Origin of the sequence: Arthrobacter bambusae, assembly GCF_030812595.1 — a bacterium.
In the GTDB taxonomy this organism is placed as follows: Bacteria; Actinomycetota; Actinomycetes; order Actinomycetales; family Micrococcaceae; genus Arthrobacter; species Arthrobacter bambusae_B.
The window spans coordinates 1-17,556 of record NZ_JAUSSZ010000009.1 but is presented as its reverse complement, the minus strand read 5'-3'; the positions used below and the strand labels follow the sequence as shown (position 1 = coordinate 17,556).

Genomic DNA, 17,556 nt, shown 5'->3' with positions numbered 1-17,556 from the left:
TGGCATTTTGATCCCGTGGACTCATTGCTGAGAACCGGCACACTTGTGGGCGCCCCTGCCCGCACCTTTGAAGGGAACACCTATGGCTCGGAGCCCCGAAGATTCGCTCAAGGCGACTCTGGGCAGGGTGGCCCCCGGAACACCGTTGCGCGACGGCCTGGAACGCATCCTCCGTGGGCGCACCGGCGCCCTGATTGTGCTGGGAACGGACCGGACCATCGAGTCCATCTGTTCCGGTGGCTTCGAAATCGGCATCGAGTTCTCCCCGACGCGGTTGCGCGAGCTCGCGAAGATGGACGGTGCCATCGTTTGCGACAAGGACGCGGGGAACATCCTTCGGGCCGCAGTACAGCTGGTACCGGACTCCAGCATTGAGACCCACGAATCAGGAACGCGTCACAGGACGGCCGAGCGCGTGGCCATCCAGACCGGAGTTCCCGTGATTTCGGTCAGCCAGTCCATGCAGATCATCGCCCTTTACGTCAATGGCCTGCGGCACGTGCTGGAGGGTTCTGAGAAGGTCCTGGCCCGCGCAAACCAGGCTCTCGCGACGCTTGAGCGCTATAGCGCCCGCCTCGACCAGGTCACCAGTGCCCTGTCGGCGCTCGAAATCGAGGCCATGGTCACCATCCGGGATGTGGCTGTCACTCTGCAGCGCCAGGAAATGGTCCGGCGCATTGCCGAGGAAATCTCGCAATATGTCCTGGAACTGGGTGAGGACGGCAGGTTGCTCTCATTGCAGCTGGAAGAGCTCACTACGGGCCGCGGCCCGGGCAGCGATGTGATCATCCGCGACTACGCCGGGGCCGACGCCTCGCAGGAGGACATTGACGGCGCGATGCAGGCCCTCCTGGATCTAAGCCCCACAGAGCTGATTGATTTGGGCAAGATTGCCGGAATCATCGGGTTCGCCGGAGGCATGGACGTGCTCGACGCCGGCGTGCAGCCGCGTGGCTACCGCCTCCTTTCCGGACTGAAGTCGGTTCCGAAAGCCGTGGCCGACCGCTTGGTAGAGCACTTCGGTGGACTCCAGTACCTCATGGCCGCCACGATCGAGGACCTCATGACCGTGGATGGCATCGGCGACCAGCGTGCCCGGACCGTCCGCGAAGGACTCAGCCGGATGGCCGAAGCCAGCCTGCTGGACAGGTTCCTCTAACCCAGCTGGAAGACAGTCTTGGTGCTCGCCTTGTTTCCGAGGATGGCCTTGAAGGTGTAAGTCCCGGTGGCCGGCTTGGCCGAGATTACCCCACAGCCCTCGGTCGTCCGGTTACGTTGCCACGGGAAGTTGGCGATCTCGCTCTTGCCTGGATCGATCTGCTTCACGAGGTCATCGCTCTTCGCTTGGCAGTCCTTGGAGGAGAAAATCCGGTCCTCGCCGCTCATCACCAGGAACTCCATCTGGGACGTGCCTACGTTGACCTGGCACGGCGCTGATCCGCCGTTGGTGATCTTCATGCTCAGCACGGGGTTCTGCCCGGCCGCGTAGGCCGGCTGGTCCGTAGACGCCGTTACCGTCACCAGATTCAAGTCGCACACCGGGGTGGGCGTGGGCGTTGCGGTTACCGCGGTGGGATCCTCCGAGGGGGTCTGGATCGCAGGGGTAGCTCCGGCCGCCGGGGCCCGCGAGGCACCTGAATCAGCCTTGCCTGAAAGGGAGGAACTCATGGCCACTGCACCGGCAACGAGCATCGCCAGGACCAGCAGGAGGGCACCGAAGACAACCAGCCGCCGACGACGGTAGACCGCGGGGCTCGGCCGTCGCCTTTGTGCCAGGGCAGGGCTCTTTGCCGAAGACGACGTGCGCGCCCTCGGCGGTTGCTTGCCCTTGTTGACCATGCTTCTAGGCTAGGCAACGCAAGAGCTGGATGGCACCGCACCACGCCGCCCGGGCGCGATCAGGGGCAGTGTGACGTACGTCATTCCGCCGGCTCCACTACAGTGGATGGCAGGAATCGGCCGCCAACAAGGCCTGCCACGAACCGCAGCGAGGATCTCCATGTCACTGCCAGGCGCCGCTGAGCTTGCCGGCACCAACCACCTCACGGACTTGCACCAATCCATGGACCGCTGGTTCTCCGAGGTGGCCCGGGTGTTGCCGTGGAGGTCATCCGACTGCAGCCCATGGGGAATCCTGGTCAGCGAGGTGATGCTGCAACAGACACCGGTAGTCCGCGTCCTGCCCGTGTGGGAAGACTGGATGGAACGCTGGCCGGAACCGGCGGATCTGGCGAAGCAGCCCTCGGGCGTGGCCGTGCGACATTGGGGCAGGCTCGGTTATCCCCGCCGCGCGCTCAGGCTCCACGCGGCCGCCGTCGCGATCGTTGAACAGCACGCCGGCAGGGTGCCGGACTCACACGGATCGCTGTTGAGCCTTCCCGGCGTCGGCGACTATACGGCCTCGGCTGTGGCTGCCTTTGCGTTCGGGCGCCGCGAAACCGTGGTGGACACGAACATCCGGCGTGTCCATGCCCGGCTCGTTTCCGGACTCGCGCTGCCTGCTCCGTCGCTCACCGCGTCGGAGATGCGCCTCGCCCAATCGCTCATGCCCGACGACGTCGAGCTCTCTGTCCGCTGGAACGCTTCCGTCATGGAACTCGGAGCGCTGGTGTGCACCGCCCGCTCCCCCAAGTGCTCAGCGTGCCCTGTCCGCGACTCCTGCGCGTGGCTCGCCGCTGGTGAGCCGCCGCCTACGTACACGCCCAAAGGCCAGGCGTGGCACGGCACGGACCGTCAGCTACGGGGTGCCGTCATGGCCGTGCTGCGTCTGGCCGATTCCCCCGTAGCCCCGGAACTGTTCGAGCGCCCGACCGCTGACCTCGGTTTCGCCGCCGAGGGAACGGCCGTGCCGTTGGCTGCCCTGCACCGCTTGAATTCGGCCCCGGAACAGCTCGAACGCGCCCTCGAGGGGCTCCTGCGCGACGGCCTGGCGGAGATGCACGACGGCGGACTGCGGCTCCCGGCCTAGCCTTCCGTTGCGGTGCTTCCTTCACGATGCGGCCGGTTTGCGCGCCAGAACATACGCCTGCGCGGTTTTCTCGTGCCTGTCGTCAGGTTCGCGGAGAAGCTGCGCTTCGACAACTAGGCCGGCCAGAAGTAGGAGTTCCGTGATGCCTTCGGGAGGCAATCGGTAGGCATCGAGATCGATCTCGTGGCCATACGCGAAGCGCAAGTGTCTGGGCTCGTCCCCCGCCTGGAACGCGAGCAGCAGCAGGCCGCCATCCTGGAGGGTCCGGTGGAACTCCGCGAACACCCTCGGCAAACGGGACGGAGGCGTGTGGATGATCGAATACCAAGCGACAATCCCACCCAAGGTGCCGTCCGCCAGCCCCAACGCTTCAATGGACCCTTCATCAAACTCCAAGCCGGGGTGATCCCGGCGGGCGACGGCCACCATCTCCGGCGACAGGTCGACGCCGAAAGCCGCCAAGCCCAGGGAATGGAGGTGCGCCGTAATCCGGCCGGGCCCGCAACCGAGGTCGGCGACCGCCCCTCCTCCAGCGGACCCCACAAGCTCGGCAAAGGTGCCGAGCATCGCCCGGTCGAAGGGTTTGTTATCGAGCTCGTCGCGCAGGAGTTCAGCGTAATCGGCAGCCACCGTGTTGTAGGCCGCGCGGGTGGCATGCACATCCGATGGTTCAGTCATGCCATAAACCCTAGTCCTGGCGGCCAGCTGCTTCGCGCGCCCGGCCGTGACATGGCCCAGGTCGCGGACGCGCAACGATCCGTAGGGGTCTGTAACGATGTGCCTGCCAGTTGAAAAGCATCCCGTTCCGGTCCGCGGCCGCGGGATTATCCTCAAGTATGCGCAGGTTGTGGGCCGCCATTGCATTGACCACGACGGCGGCGCTCTGGTCGGGATGCCAACCTCAAGTCGCCGTTTGCCCGGCAATTGCCATGGCTCCCGTGGTCTCCCTGACTATCACGGCGGAATACGCGCCAACTGTCAGAACCGTCCATTTGAAAGCCTGCCAAGACGGGAACTGCCGCGAGGCGGACTTGGATCTGCGACCCGGCAGCGTGTCGGTGCCTCAATCCTGCAGCCCTGAACCCGGGGGGTCATGCTCTGCCGTCACGTCTCCGGACGCCACCCGCTACGGCTTCCTCAATATGGGAACACTGACGACTTCGCCCATCGAAGCCGAAGTGACGGGGACGGGTGCAAACGGCGCGGCCTTGCCGCTCAGGACACTCAACTTCACCCCTAAAAGCGCCAAACCCTGGGGAGAGCAATGCCAGGCCACCATCACCGCTAGCCTCTTGCTCGATGCCCACGGGCTTCGGCAGTCCTGAACCCCGAAACCCATGCGGCCTCAAATCTCGCCGAACCCCTCTTCCACCAACCGCCGGACATAATCCACGGCTTTGGATGCATCGTTGCCCCAGGCTTCGACCCTGAGCTTGCCACCCTTGCCCACGGCGAGAGTCATGAGTTCCATAATCGACGTGCCATCGACGCCGTTCACCGTTGCCTCAACGTCCAGACCGGCCAGTCCGCCCGCAATTTTCGCGGCAGGCCGGGCATGCATTCCCATGGGGTTGATGAGCTCGAACTCACCGCTTTCCGTGGGTTCGCCCTTCCCTTGGGATTCCATGGAGCCGCTGGCAGCAAAGGCGGGCTCCGGACCGAACCGAACCGCCTCCGCGGCGGCCTTCGCCGCGGCCGCCGCTGCACCACCTTGGGCGGCCACCGCGGCGGCAACCAGGCCCTCCACCAAGGGGGCATCGGCAAGGAAGACCTTCTCCGGCTCGCTGCAGAACTCGGCCGCTGACTCTGCCGTCATGACCGCGGAACCAAGGTCGGTCAGAACCACCACGCCGTCCCCTGAAGCTTCCCCGAGTCCTGTCTCGAAGGCGGCGACCGTCTTCTCCAAGTCCGTGCCAATACGGCCGTCATCCGTACCTCCGACTGGATAGAACCTCACATCGGGGGCCATCTGGGCGGCCAATTCCACCGCGCCTTCCGCAATCTTCGGGCTGTGCGAGATCACCACCAATCCCACAGTCATTCAGCAGACTCCTCGGGGAATCCCGCAGCAGTGGCGGCTGCACGCAGCAACAGGGCAGTAGACACAGCCCCTGGATCGCGGTGACCGGCGCTGCGTTCACCAAGGTAGCTGGCACGACCCTTGCGGGCTACCAATGGATCAGTCGTGACTGCCCCAACCTCGGCAGCCTCGGCCGCCGCAGCCAGGACCGCCAGTGCATCTCCGCCGGCCACCAAGACCTCGTCCGCCGCTTCCACAGCCGGAGACCAGGCATCCACCATGGTCTTGTCGCCCAGTTCCGCCTTGCCGCGGGCAACAATTCCGTCCCGGGCCGCAGTCAAAGCTGCTGCGAGCGCCGCAGCATCAATGTCCGCACTCTCTCCCAGCGCCGTGGCCGCCCGAAGGTAAGCGGTTCCATACAGCGGTCCGGCTGCCCCGCCTACCTTGGACATCAGGGCCATCGCAGCCAGCTTCAGGGCTGCGCCGGGTGTCTCCGGCGGAGTCTGGGCAAGTTTCTCCATGACTGCCTGGAACCCACGGTCCATGTTTTCGCCGTGGTCGGAGTCGCCTATCGCGCGGTCCAAGGCAATCAGCTCCTCCCGGTGCTCGGACATGCGCCGAGCGGAGAGTGTCAACCATTGGACCGCCCATTCGACCCCCAGGCCCACTGTCACATCCCCCAACGCAGGGCCGGAGTGTGTACAGGTGCGTCCCAGAGTGCGGTCAGTTCGTCATCGAGCCGCAACACCGAGATGGAGCAGCCCTGCATCTCAAGCGATGTGACGTAGTTGCCCACCAGCGAGCGTGCCACTCTGGCTCCTCTTTCCCCGAGGATCTGCGCAGCGCGGCGGTAGACGATGTACAGCTCACTCAGTGGTGTGCCGCCCATGCCGTTGACGAAGAGCAGCACTTCTTCGCCGGCTTTGATCCCGAGATCCTCCAGGACCGGGTCCAAGAGGCGGCTCGTGATGGCGTCGGCGCCCTCCATGGCGATCCGGTGCCTGCCCGGTTCACCATGAATGCCAATGCCGATTTCGATTTCGTCCTCCGCAAGCTCAAAGCTGGGTACTCCGGCATGCGGCACGGTGCAGCCGGACAGGGCGACGCCCATAGTGCGCACGTTGCGGACAACTCCCTCCGCCACGCCCGCGACGGCTTCCAGCGAATCCCCACGCTCCGCGGCTGCGCCGGCGATCTTTTCAACCAGCACTGTGCCACCCACACCGCGCCGGCCAGCTGTGTAAAGAGAATCCTCCACGGCGACGTCGTCGTTGACGAGAACCGAGCGGACACTGATTCCTTCAGCCTGGGCCATCTCCGCCGCGGTCTCGAAGTTCAGCACGTCACCGGTGTAGTTCTTCACGATGTGTATGACGCCGGACCCTGAATCGACTGCCGCAGTGGCCGGAATGATCTGGTCAGGCGTGGGCGAGGTAAAGACGGCACCCGGCACGGCGGCGTCGAGCATTCCGTGCCCTACAAAGCCGGCATGAAGCGGCTCATGGCCGCTCCCTCCTCCCGACACGAGCGCCACTTTGCCGGCTACGGGCGCTCCTTTCCGAAGGACGAAGATGGGGTCCGTACGGACGTCCACGAGGTCGGCATGGGCCATGCCGAAACCCTCGACAGACTCGTCCACCACCGAGCGGGGATCGTTGATGAGCTTTTTCATGGGGCGCTCCTGGGGCGTTGCTGGTAGGTGATTTGACCCTACTACCAGCGTCCCGGGCACGGTAGGGGAACGGCCCCCAGGCAGGGAAACAGGAGAAAAGTCCGAGCTAGAGGACCTTGATCATACGGGTGTTGCCCAGGGTATTGGGCTTCACCCGGGCCAGATCGAGGAACTCGGCCACGCCTTCGTCATGGGAGCGGAGCAGTTCCGAGTAGACCTGGGGGTCGACGGCGGTTTGGTCCGCCATGACTTCGAATCCGTGGCGCTTGAAGAAGTCCACTTCGAACGTCAGGCAGAAGACCCGCGCAACGCCCAACGCGCGAGCGTCCTCCAGGAGCTGCTGGACAAGGACGTGGCCCACGCCCTTCCCCCGCCAGTTGTCGTCCGCCGCCAACGTGCGCACTTCGGCCAGGTCTTCCCACATGACGTGCAAGGCTCCGCAACCGATCACGTCGCCGTCGGACGATTCGGCAATCCGGAACTCCTGGAGGCTCTCGTAGTAGGCCACGGTCTCTTTGGCCATCAGGATTCGCTGCTCCGCCAGTGGCGCCACAAGCCTCTTGATTGCGGCAACATCACCGGTGCGGGCGGGGCGGATACTGAAGGTCGAAGTCACAGCCCAATCTTATGTGCAACCGCCTAGAGCCCCAGGTCCCCAGGAACAGGAACCTCTTGCCCAAGGACATGCGTGGCCAGGAAGTGCTCCACGACGCCGTACCAGATCTTGGCGTGCTGCGGCTGGAGGATCCAATGGTTCTCGTCAGGGAAGTACAGAAAGCGGTGCTGGGTCTCACCGTTCTCGTCGGCGGGGAGCCCGGAACTGGAAAGAAGCTCATACCAAAGCCTTAGGCCTTCGCCGATCGGCACCCGGTAGTCCTTGTCCCCGTGAACCACCAGCATCGGGGTGCTGATTTTCGCGACATGGAGATGGGGCGAATTGTCCAGTGCCATCTCCGGGGTCATTTCCTTGAGCCAATACTGCGAAGCGTCCGTGGTGCGCCCGAACTGGTCCATGGCCCACAAACTGGCGTGCGTCACGATCGCCTTGAATCGGTCCGTATGCCCGGCCACCCAGTTGGCCATGTATCCCCCGAATGACCCACCCATGGCGGCTGTCCGCGTCTGGTCAATGTCGGGCCGCTGGACCACCGCGTCGGTGATGGACATGAGGTCCGTGAACGGCGCTTTGCCCCACTCGCCCCAGCCGCGCTGGATGTACTGCTGGCCGTACCCGGTGGACAGAGCCGGGTCCGGCAGCAGTACGGCATACCCCTTGGACACGAGCAGCCAGGGATTCCATCGCCAGGTCCAGGCGTTCCATGAGCCCAACGGGCCGCCATGGATCCACAACAGCAGGGGGGCCGGGTTCGTCGCCGATGCGCCTTCCGGGAGAGCGAGGTAAGCCGGAACCCTCGAACCGTCAGCCGCGTGCGTGTCCACCCGTTCCAGCGAGCCCTTGATCCGGGGGCGCTCAGCGGGTGCGGGGAGCCGTTCGACGGCGCCCGTGGCGAGTTCGATCCGGACAGCTTCCGCCGGGAATTCATATGAGCTGCGCAGCGCATACGCGCTCAGCCCGTCGGGGGAAACGACGACGTCGGTGTACGCCTCCGCGTCCGGCGTCACGCGGGTGACCGTACCGTCGGCGACGGCTACCCGGAAGACCGGCCTGGCGCCGTCGTCGTCGGCCGTAACGAGGAGCGAGCGCCCGTCCGGAAGCCAGGCCTCGGGGCTTCCCCAGCGGTCCCAGGCGGGCGCGAGCGGCTCAAGGTCGAGCGTCTCTCCCCCGCCGACATTCAAGAGGTTGAGTTTGACCTCGGGCGCCTGCCCGGGGGTACTGTCGCTTTCGCTGACTACCGAGAGCATTTTGTTGTCAGGGCTGACCGGGCCGGGGAAGTAACTCATTCCCTCGTGATCGAGGAGCACCTTGAGCGAGCCGGAAGCGACGTCTACGGCGGCGAGCACAAAGCGTGTGTCGGCCTTCGCCAACGGCTTGGCGAGGCTCGTATAGATCGTCTTCCCGTCCGGGCTGGCCACCGCGTGGGTGTTGCGGAGGTTGCCGCCGACGTCGGGCGTCAGGTTGCGCAGCTTGAGGGGTGCGGTAGTGTCCACGGTCGCGGGCTTGCCAGACTCTTCCGCGACTCCGCTTTCCACCGCGAACAGCCGGGGCTGGGCCGGACCCAGATCTGCGTCCCAATAGCGAACCGGGTAGCCGGTGTGCAGAATGGCCGCCACCTTGTTGTCCTTGCGGCTCTTGCGCCGCTCTTCGTCATTTTCCTCATCGCTGGAACCGGCAAGGACCGGGGCGGTCACGAAAGTGGCATCCGCCGCAGACGCGGCCAGCACGCTGCCGACTCCGCCAGCGCGGGTGTGCACCACCCGGGCCTCGCCGCCGTCGGCTGGCAGGAGCCACAACGCGCTCACGGGATCGGATTCGGGACTGTCCGGATCGGGTCGCTCCGAGGTGAAGTAGAGGTCGCCGTTGGTGGCAAAAACCGCACCGGCTTCTCCCTTGGCACTGCGCGTGATGCGACGGGCACGCTTCTTTCCGGCAGGATCAAGCTCCCAGAGGGCAGTGACGTACTCAGTGCCTTTCGCGTTGAGCGTGGAGACCGTAGTGACCAAGCGGCTTCCGTCGGCGCTGAGGGCCAGGCCGCCGACGCGGGGGATGGCAAGATAGTGGTCGAGGTCGTGGAAGGGAGTTTCGGGTTGCGTGCTCGGAGTCTCGGAGCCATTCGAATCCATGCTCTGATTCAACACGAAATGTGCTGAATATCACAAAAAGTTCACTCAGAGTGAAACACTTATTTCAGATCGCGGGCCTCGGTAACGCAAAACCCCGCCCGCTCCTTTTGGGAGCGGACGGGGCCTTGAACCGGAAACCCGGCGGAACCGGAGACTAAGCGCTTGGTGCGATTTCCGGGATGCGCGGCTTGGCATTGCCGGCAAACGTGAACTTGGCGTCGTCGCCTTCGCCGTCCACGTCGACCACGACGATGTCACCGGGGTGCAGCTCGCCGAAGAGGATCTTCTCGGAGAGCTGGTCCTCGATCTCGCGCTGGATGGTGCGGCGCAGCGGCCGGGCACCCATGGCGGGGTCGTAGCCCCTGGTCGCCAGGAGGACCTTGGCGGCCGTAGTGAGCTCGATGCCCATGTCCTTGTCCTTGAGGCGGGCCTCGAGGCGCGTGACGAACAGGTCCACGATCTCGATGATCTCGTCCTGCGTGAGCTGCGGGAACACCACGACGTCGTCAACACGGTTGAGGAACTCGGGACGGAAGTGCTGCTTGAGCTCCTCGGTGACCCGTGCCCGCATCCGGTTGTAGCCAGTGGTGGTGTCCGTGCCGGACTGGAAGCCCGTTGCGACGCTCTTGGAGATATCGCGGGTACCCAGGTTGGTGGTCATGATGATGACCGTGTTCTTGAAGTCCACCACGCGGCCCTGGGAGTCGGTCAGGCGGCCGTCTTCCAGGATCTGCAGCAGCGAGTTGAAGAGATCGGCGTGGGCCTTCTCCACTTCGTCGAACAGCACCACGGAGAACGGACGACGGCGGACCTTCTCGGTCAACTGACCGCCCTCTTCGTAGCCGACGTAGCCCGGAGGGGCACCGAACAGCCGCGAAACCGTGTGCTTTTCCGAGTACTCGGACATGTCCAGCGTGATGAGGGCATCCTCTTCGCCGAACAGGAATTCGGCCAGCGCCTTGGCGAGCTCGGTCTTGCCCACCCCGGTGGGGCCGGCGAAGATGAACGAGCCACCGGGACGCTTGGGGTCCTTCAGGCCTGCACGGGTGCGGCGGATCGCCTGGGAGAGGGCGCGGATGGCCTCGTCCTGGCCGACGACGCGCTTGTGCAGTTCCTCCTCCATCTTGAGCAGGCGGCTGGATTCTTCCTCGGTGAGCTTGAAGACCGGAATGCCGGTGGAATTCGCGAGAACTTCGGCAATCAGCTCCTCGTCCACTTCGGAAATATCGTCCATGCCGCCGGACTTCCAGTTGCGTTCCTTCTCGGCACGCTCGGCAATGAGCTTCTGCTCCTTGTCGCGCAGCGAGGCGGCGCCTTCGAAGTCCTGGGCGTCGATGGCCGATTCCTTCTCCATCTTCACCTCGGCGATGCGCTCATCCATGGCCTTGAGCTCCGGCGGGGCCGTCATGCGGCGGATGCGCAGCCGTGCACCGGCTTCGTCGATCAGGTCGATCGCCTTGTCCGGGAGGAAGCGGTCCGAGATGTAGCGTTCAGCCAACGTTGCCGCAGAGGCGAGGGCGCCGTCCGTGATGGTCACCCGGTGGTGCGCCTCGTAGCGGTCGCGCAGTCCCTTCAGGATCTCGATCGCGTGCGCGACGGAGGGCTCCTTGACCTGGATCGGCTGGAAGCGGCGCTCCAACGCGGCGTCCTTCTCGATGTGCTTGCGGTACTCATCCAGGGTGGTGGCACCAATGGTCTGGAGTTCACCGCGGGCCAGCATCGGCTTGAGGATGGACGCGGCATCGATGGCACCCTCGGCAGCACCGGCGCCCACGAGCGTGTGGATCTCGTCGATGAAGAGGATGATGTCGCCGCGGGTGCGGATTTCCTTCAGGACCTTCTTGAGGCGCTCTTCGAAGTCACCGCGGTAGCGGGAACCGGCCACAAGGGAACCGAGGTCAAGCGTATAGAGCTGCTTGTCCTTGATGGTCTCCGGGACGTCTCCGCGGACAATCGCCTGGGCAAGGCCCTCGACGACGGCGGTCTTGCCGACGCCGGGCTCACCGATCAGCACGGGGTTGTTCTTGGTGCGGCGGGAGAGGACCTGCATGACGCGTTCCATCTCCAGCTCGCGGCCGATCACCGGATCAAGCTTGTTTTCCCGCGCAGCCTGGGTCAGGTTGCGGCCGAACTGGTCCAGCACCACCGAACCGGCCGGTGTGCCTTCCTGTTGGCCCGGACCTGAGCCTGGACCCGCGGTTTCTTTACCCTGGTATCCGGAGAGCAGCTGGATGACCTGCTGGCGGACGCGGTTGAGGTCGGCGCCAAGCTTGACCAGGACCTGGGCTGCGACCCCCTCACCCTCGCGGATGAGGCCGAGCAGGATGTGCTCGGTACCGATGTAGTTGTGGCCGAGCTGCAGGGCCTCGCGGAGCGAGAGTTCGAGCACCTTCTTGGCGCGCGGGGTGAACGGGATGTGACCGGACGGGGCTTGCTGCCCTTGGCCGATGATCTCCTGCACCTGCTCGCGGACGCCATCGAGCGAAATGCTCAGGGACTCAAGCGCCTTGGCGGCAACGCCTTCACCCTCGTGGATCAGACCCAAAAGGATGTGCTCGGTACCGATGTAGTTGTGGTTGAGCATGCGTGCCTCTTCTTGGGCAAGCACAACAACGCGACGGGCACGGTCCGTAAATCTCTCAAACATTTCGCCACACTCCTAGCTACGACGTACTTTGATGCTACGTGCCAGCGGTGGAATTTTGGTGCGTGTTCGCCACAGGGGAAACCTGGCCGGACCGGGAATAACCTCGCTCGACCCGTCCGTGGACCTTGGGACTGCGGCGGAGACCAAATCGGCAAGCTTCCACAGCCCGCAGGAACCGCGCCCCGCGGCGCGGCCAGCCGCCGTCGTCCTTCCCAGCAAACGCAACGGCTGCCCACCGGACATTCCCAGTTCGTTCCAAGTCTTCCCCGGAATAGTGGCGCATAACACCGTTATCCGGTCGAACGGACGGTTAAATGACAATACCCCGGCCTGAGGGCCGGGGTATTGATACTTGGGGTCAGGAATTGGCCTTCTGGTAGGCTTCCTGAATTTCGGCCTGAATGCGGCCACGGCTGTTTACGGTATAACCGTTCTCGCGCGCCCATTGACGGATCTGTGCCGAGTCCTGGTTTCTCCCTGCGGCAACGCGGCTACGCGTTGCACGACCGGTCGATGTCTTGCGCGCCTTCGCTACAAACGGTGCAAGAGCGTCCCGCAGCTTGGCAGCGTTGGCGCTGGACAGGTCCATTTCGTAACTGACTCCATCAAGGCCAAAGCGGACAGTTTCATCCGCGGAGCCCTCATCCAGGTCGTCAACGAGGATAATTTTGACTTTCTGTGCCATGAAAAGACTCTCTTTTGGGGGGGCGGATATGCAGAATAGCTGGACTACTAATTAAAGATTATCGTCCAGCGCATGGCACCCCGTCAAAGACACTGCCAAAGACACTATTAAATCTTCGGGAGCGCTCCGCGGAAAGAGCTATTTGGCAGGCGTAGAGCCGCCGTCTGCCGGCTTGGCAATTCCAAATCCGGCCTCTTCCTGGGCACGGGCTTCTGCTTGGCGCTCCGATTTGTCCGCGTTGAAGATTGCCTTCATGGCAAACCAAAAGAGAAGCCCGACGACGACGGAGGGTGCAAGAACGGCAATGTATTCCATGGTCAGTGCCCTTCGGGCTTGAGGAGTGGGAACAGAATGGTTTCCCGGATGCCTGCTCCGGTGAACAGCATGACCAAACGGTCGATGCCAAGGCCGATGCCGCCCATGGGCGGAGCACCGTACTCGAGGGCACGAAGGAAGTCTTCATCCAGCTGCATGGCCTCGACATCGCCGGCGGCCGAACGACGCGACTGCTCCGTCAAGCGTTCGCGCTGGATAACGGGGTCGATCAGCTCGGAGAAGGCCGTGCCGCGTTCCATGCCGCCAATGATGAGGTCCCAGGCCTCGATCAGGCGGCCGTCCTCCCGATGGGGGCGGGCAAGCGGCTGCGCGGACGGCGGGTAGTTGTAGACGAACGTCGGGTTGAGCAGTGTGGGTTCGACGATCTCGCCGAACAACTCGACGACAAGCTTCTCGGCGTCCCACTTGGGGTCCACCTTGACCTCGTGCTTGGCTGCGATGGTCTGCAGTTCCGCCACCGTGGTGTCCGGGGTGACCTCCTCGCCGATGGCTTCCGAGAGCCCGGGGTAAACGGCAACCCAAGCCCATTCGCCGTCGAGGTCGATCTCTCCGGCGTCAGTCTGGATAGTGCGGGTGCCCACGACGTCGGCGACGTTCAGGATGATTTCCTTCATCCGCTCGGCCATGACGAACTGGTCAGCCCACGCCTCGTAGCATTCCAGCGTCGTGAATTCGGGGCTGTGAGTGGAGTCGACGCCTTCGTTGCGGAAGACGCGGCCCATGTCGTAAACGCGGTCGATTCCGCCCACCACGGCGCGCTTGAGGAAGAGCTCGGTAGCGATACGCAGTGTCATCTTCTGGTCGAAGGCATTCATGTGCGTCTCGAACGGACGGGCAGTGGCACCACCGTGGACGAGCTGCAGGATGGGCGTCTCCACCTCCACATAGCCGCGACGGTCCAAGGTGTCGCGAACCGAGCGGGTGATCGCAGCGCGGGTGTAGACCATTTCCCGGGCTTCGTCGCGGACCATCAGGTCCACATAACGCTGCCTGACACGGGTTTCCTCATTCAACCCGGCGTGCAGCACGGGCAACGGGCGCAAGGCCTTGGAGGCCATGGACCAGGAATCGGCCATGACGGACAGCTCGCCCCGCCGGGAGGAAATGACTTCGCCCTTGATGAAAACATGGTCCCCGAGGTCCACCAGCGCTTTCCAGTCCGCGAGGATTTCCTCGCCGACGTTCGCCAGGCTGAGCATCGCCTGCAGCCGCACGCCCTTCCCGTCAACGCCGCCCTCCTGGAGGGTGGCAAAGCAGAGCTTTCCGGTGTTGCGCACGAATACGACGCGCCCGGTGACACCCACGGTGTCGCCGGTGGTTTCGTCCGCCTGGAGATGGGCGTACTTTTCGCGGATCTCAGCGAGCGAATGCGTCCGCTCAACACCCACCGGGTAGGCCTCGGTACCGCGCTCGATCAGCTTGCTGCGCTTTTCCATGCGGATGCGCATCTGTTCGCTGGCGTCGGCGGGCTCGGCGGGGTGCTGGGATGGGGTGTTTGCGGAAGTCACAATCCACAAGTTTACCGGGGATTCCTTAGAGTTCCCTATCTTCCCCTCCCGCCCCTGCAGCAACATAGACTCGGGCTGTGGAGACATGGACAGTTGAAACGGACGACAACAGCGGCTACCTTGAGGTGCACACCTTCCGGCCGACAGCCGGGGGGTCGATTCCCGGCGCTTCGAGCGCTACGGAGAAGCCCGGCGTCGTGCTTGTTCACGGCACTTTGGTGACAGATTCCCTTTACTGGCCGTTCGCCCGGAACCTGAGCGTCCTGCTTGGCCGGCCGGTGCATTCCTACAACCGGCGAGGCCGTGGCCGTTCGGCGCCGCAACCGCCTGGCTATTCCGCTGCGACGGAGACCAGCGACTTGCTTTCCGTGATGGAGGCAAGCGGATCCACCGATGTCGTTGGGCACAGCTATGGCGGATTCGTCGCGCTCCAGGCGGCGCTGCGTGCACCCATATCCCGGCTGGTCACTTACGACGCCGCGGTTTCCCTTTCCGGCAACCTGAACGGGCGCTGGCGGCCGCAACTGGAAGCAGCCGTCACGGCTGGCCAACTCGACCATGGGTGGGCGCATCTGGTCCAAGGACTCGGGACCGCCGGTCCGATTTCCTACTTGCCGCTCGGCGCGCTGCGGGCAATCAGCATCCTCTCAGCCAAGACGCGGTTGGGATCCGAGATGAGGGGTCTGTTGCCGACGGCGGTGCTGGAGATGCGGGCGATCATGGACGCCGACTTGGATATTCAAGACTATTCGGGGTTGAAAACACCAACCCTGATGCTCAGTGGAGGGTGGAGTCCGGCGTACTTTGCCGAAATCGCGCGGCAGCTCGCGGCGGCCGTTCCCGTGGTGGATTTCGCAATAGTCCCCTTGCAGTTCCACGAGGGTCCCCTCCGGCCCGGAAAGCAGCTCGCGGTGAGAATTGCCCGCTACCTGGCGCAAGGAACGGCGAACGCGCCGTCACCCTAGGATGAAACGGTGAGAGAACGTGAGGTCCCCACGCCCGACGGCGGCAAACTCGCCTTGTACAGTTACGGCTCCGTGGACGCACCCGGAGAGCGCCGCGTGGTGCTCATTGGCGGCGCATTCCTGACCGCGCTCATCTACCGGCCTTTTTCCATGGCGCTCTCCAAGGGCCTTGGCGAAGGCTGGGCGGTGGACGTCTACGACCGCAGGGGCCGGGGCGGCTCGACGGAACTACCGGCAAACTACTCCATGGCCACCGAGATCGCCGACGTCCGCAGCATCATGGACGCCACCGGCGCCAGGAACCTCCTCGGCCACAGCCTTGGCGGATCGGTGGCATTGAACGCCGTACAGGAGTTCGCGGGAACAAACTATGAGCCGGACAAACTTGCCGTGTACGACGCCGCCGTGAACATCGACGGGAGCATGGACACGGGCTGGCTGGACGGCTTTGCCCGATCCGTGGATAGCGGAAACGTGGGGCGTGCCATGGCCAGGATGAAAAGGGGGATGCAGCCCGGCAGCGCTTTGGCTCGAATCCCGGAGCCCATCCTGGCAGTACTCATGGCACTCATTTCCCACACCAAGGTCAACAGGCTCCTGAGGGGACTCATGCCAACGGGCGTGGCCGAACTGAAAGCTGCCTACGACGAAGCTGCGCGCCCCCGGGACTTCTCCGTACTCCCTCGAAGCACGCGATTTATCGTGGGCAGCAAGAGCCCTGAATACTACAAGGTCACGGCAGAGCGGCTGTACGCAGCCGTCCCTGGAAGCACGCTGATGGTATCGCCCAAAGGCTTCCACGGATCCATTCCTGCAGCGGTCAAGGAACTCGTGACGGACATCTCCAACTATTTCAAGGACTGACGGAACCCTGCGGCTCCGTTAGGCTCGAAGCATGACGCGCGAGAACATCAGAACGGCCGACGGCGGAACCCTCGAGCTCTTCACGACCGGCGGTGAGCTTGCCTCCGGCGGCTCAGGTGTCGTCGTCGTGCCCGCCTCCATGGTGACCGCCGCGGACTACTCCAAGTTTGCCCAGAAGCTCAGTGCGGCCCTTGGCCGCCCGGTCCACACCTTCAACCGACGCGGCCGTGGTGAATCATCGCCCCAGCCCGAGGACTACACCCTGGACGTCGACATCCGGGATCTGTCCGAAATCATGAAGCACACGGCCAGCACCGATGTCTTCGGCCACAGCTTCGGTGGCGCAGTGGCCCTGCACGCGGCACGCACGCTGCCGGTGGAACGCCTCGCGGTCTACGACCCCGCCGTCTCCGTCAACCACAGCGTTAAGGCCGAGTGGACGAGCGAATACGAGCGCGCCACCGCGACCGGAGATTTTGACCGTGGGCTCGCTGTGCTCGTGAAGGGCGTCGAGACAGAGGGCGCCTTCGCTCGGATGCCGCTCTCCATGTTGACGCTCGTGAACAAGCTGACGGCCGGGACTCCCATGGGCAAGCAGATGCGTGAGCTCATGCAGGCCGGCGTGCGTGAGATCAAGGCGGTCATCGCCGCGGACATGCCCGCGGAACCGTTCCTCGAGCTTCCGTTGGAGACGCTCATTGTGGTCGGCGAAAAGAGCCCGGCCTACTTCGGTGTGGCGTGTGGCCAGATCCACGACGTGCTCTCCGGATCGAGCTACACCATCCTCCCGGGCCACGGCCACGACGGAGTGATCCGCGCACCCGACAAGCTCATCACCGAGCTCTCCGATTTCTTCTCTGGCTAGACGCTCGCTCACGTATGTATGGTTCCGGCCGGACGCCGGCTCACATATGACGGGTTCTGGCGGGACGCCCGCTCACATCCGGTCGGTCCAGACGGGACCCCCGCTCACGTATGCGCGGCCCTGGCCGGACGCCCGCTCACATATGACGGGTTCTGGCCGGACGCGGGCTCATGTGGGGGGTTTGTGGGGTTAAATGGTTCAGGCCCCGGCACGTGGGTGCCCGGGGCCTGAACGGTGAATGGTTGTCCGGCGGTGTCCTACTCTCCCACACCCTCCCGGGTGCA

The 17,556-nt window shown here is 64.3% G+C and carries 17 protein-coding genes; 6 read left to right on the top strand and 11 right to left on the bottom strand.

Annotation, left to right across the window (positions count from 1 at the left end; all coding sequences use genetic code 11):
* The first annotated feature begins 82 nt into the window (after window positions 1-82).
* A complete protein-coding gene (gene disA, locus J2S96_RS12990; RefSeq protein WP_306864022.1) occupies window positions 83-1,159 on the top strand; it encodes a DNA integrity scanning diadenylate cyclase DisA in 1,077 nt (358 codons plus the stop codon).
* Here the strand turns inward: disA and J2S96_RS12985 are convergent.
* Complete coding sequence (locus tag J2S96_RS12985; RefSeq protein WP_306864019.1) at window positions 1,156-1,839, bottom strand: hypothetical protein; 684 nt, start codon at window positions 1,837-1,839, stop codon at window positions 1,156-1,158. The genes disA and J2S96_RS12985 overlap by 4 nt on opposite strands.
* A 160-nt stretch (window positions 1,840-1,999) precedes the next feature.
* On the opposite strand from J2S96_RS12985, the gene J2S96_RS12980 reads away from it, so the two are divergent.
* Window positions 2,000-2,968, top strand: a complete 969-nt coding sequence (locus J2S96_RS12980; RefSeq protein ID WP_306864016.1) for an A/G-specific adenine glycosylase — start codon at window positions 2,000-2,002, stop codon at window positions 2,966-2,968.
* A 21-nt stretch (window positions 2,969-2,989) separates the two neighbouring features.
* On the opposite strand, the gene J2S96_RS12975 is transcribed toward J2S96_RS12980, so the two are convergent.
* The gene (locus tag J2S96_RS12975; RefSeq protein ID WP_306864013.1) at window positions 2,990-3,646 is read right to left on the bottom strand and encodes a class I SAM-dependent DNA methyltransferase; all 657 of its coding nucleotides are present in this window, start codon (window positions 3,644-3,646) and stop codon (window positions 2,990-2,992) included.
* Between the two features lie 464 nt (window positions 3,647-4,110).
* Here J2S96_RS12975 and J2S96_RS12970 point away from each other — a divergent pair, with 464 nt between their 5' ends.
* Window positions 4,111-4,293, top strand: a complete 183-nt coding sequence (locus J2S96_RS12970; protein WP_306864011.1) for a hypothetical protein — start codon at window positions 4,111-4,113, stop codon at window positions 4,291-4,293.
* A 20-nt stretch (window positions 4,294-4,313) separates the two neighbouring features.
* Here the strand turns inward: J2S96_RS12970 and dhaM are convergent, their stop codons facing one another.
* From dhaM to lysS, 9 genes are all read right to left on the bottom strand, one after another.
* Complete coding sequence (gene dhaM / locus J2S96_RS12965; protein WP_306864008.1) at window positions 4,314-5,009, bottom strand: dihydroxyacetone kinase phosphoryl donor subunit DhaM; 696 nt, start codon at window positions 5,007-5,009, stop codon at window positions 4,314-4,316.
* Window positions 5,006-5,656, bottom strand: a complete 651-nt coding sequence (dhaL, locus tag J2S96_RS12960) for a dihydroxyacetone kinase subunit DhaL (RefSeq protein WP_306864006.1) — start codon at window positions 5,654-5,656, stop codon at window positions 5,006-5,008. Before dhaL ends, dhaM begins: the two co-directional genes overlap by 4 nt.
* 2 nt (window positions 5,657-5,658) lie before the next feature.
* Complete coding sequence (gene dhaK / locus J2S96_RS12955; protein WP_306864003.1) at window positions 5,659-6,660, bottom strand: dihydroxyacetone kinase subunit DhaK; 1,002 nt, start codon at window positions 6,658-6,660, stop codon at window positions 5,659-5,661.
* Window positions 6,661-6,766: 106 nt separating this feature from the next.
* Window positions 6,767-7,276 carry an amino-acid N-acetyltransferase gene (locus tag J2S96_RS12950; RefSeq protein ID WP_306864001.1) on the bottom strand — a complete coding sequence of 170 codons (510 nt, stop codon included), beginning with the start codon at window positions 7,274-7,276 and terminating at the stop codon, window positions 6,767-6,769.
* Window positions 7,277-7,299: 23 nt separating this feature from the next.
* Complete coding sequence (locus J2S96_RS12945) at window positions 7,300-9,402, bottom strand: S9 family peptidase (protein ID WP_306863998.1); 2,103 nt, start codon at window positions 9,400-9,402, stop codon at window positions 7,300-7,302.
* Window positions 9,403-9,556: 154 nt separating this feature from the next.
* Window positions 9,557-12,049, bottom strand: a complete 2,493-nt coding sequence (locus J2S96_RS12940) for an ATP-dependent Clp protease ATP-binding subunit (protein WP_306863995.1) — start codon at window positions 12,047-12,049, stop codon at window positions 9,557-9,559.
* Between the two features lie 358 nt (window positions 12,050-12,407).
* Complete coding sequence (locus tag J2S96_RS12935) at window positions 12,408-12,734, bottom strand: histone-like nucleoid-structuring protein Lsr2 (protein ID WP_306863992.1); 327 nt, start codon at window positions 12,732-12,734, stop codon at window positions 12,408-12,410.
* Window positions 12,735-12,872: 138 nt separating this feature from the next.
* Complete coding sequence (locus tag J2S96_RS12930; RefSeq protein ID WP_306863989.1) at window positions 12,873-13,049, bottom strand: hypothetical protein; 177 nt, start codon at window positions 13,047-13,049, stop codon at window positions 12,873-12,875.
* Window positions 13,050-13,051: 2 nt separating this feature from the next.
* Window positions 13,052-14,578: a lysine--tRNA ligase gene (gene lysS, locus J2S96_RS12925; RefSeq protein WP_306863986.1), complete on the bottom strand. Its 1,527-nt coding sequence runs from the start codon at window positions 14,576-14,578 to the stop codon at window positions 13,052-13,054.
* A 77-nt stretch (window positions 14,579-14,655) separates the two neighbouring features.
* Here lysS and J2S96_RS12920 point away from each other — a divergent pair, with 77 nt between their 5' ends.
* Genes J2S96_RS12920 through J2S96_RS12910 form a run of 3 tightly spaced genes read left to right on the top strand, consistent with a single transcriptional unit; the run spans window position 14,656 to window position 17,272 of the window.
* On the top strand, window positions 14,656-15,543 hold the full coding sequence (locus J2S96_RS12920) for an alpha/beta fold hydrolase (RefSeq protein ID WP_306863984.1): 888 nt from the start codon (window positions 14,656-14,658) through the stop codon (window positions 15,541-15,543).
* 9 nt (window positions 15,544-15,552) lie between these two features.
* Window positions 15,553-16,407 (top strand): alpha/beta fold hydrolase, encoded by an 855-nt coding sequence (locus J2S96_RS12915; protein ID WP_306863982.1) that lies wholly within the window; start codon window positions 15,553-15,555, stop codon window positions 16,405-16,407.
* A 31-nt stretch (window positions 16,408-16,438) separates the two neighbouring features.
* Entirely contained in the window at window positions 16,439-17,272 is an 834-nt protein-coding gene (locus J2S96_RS12910) for an alpha/beta fold hydrolase (RefSeq protein ID WP_306863979.1), read from the top strand.
* Window positions 17,273-17,556: the final 284 nt, after the last annotated feature.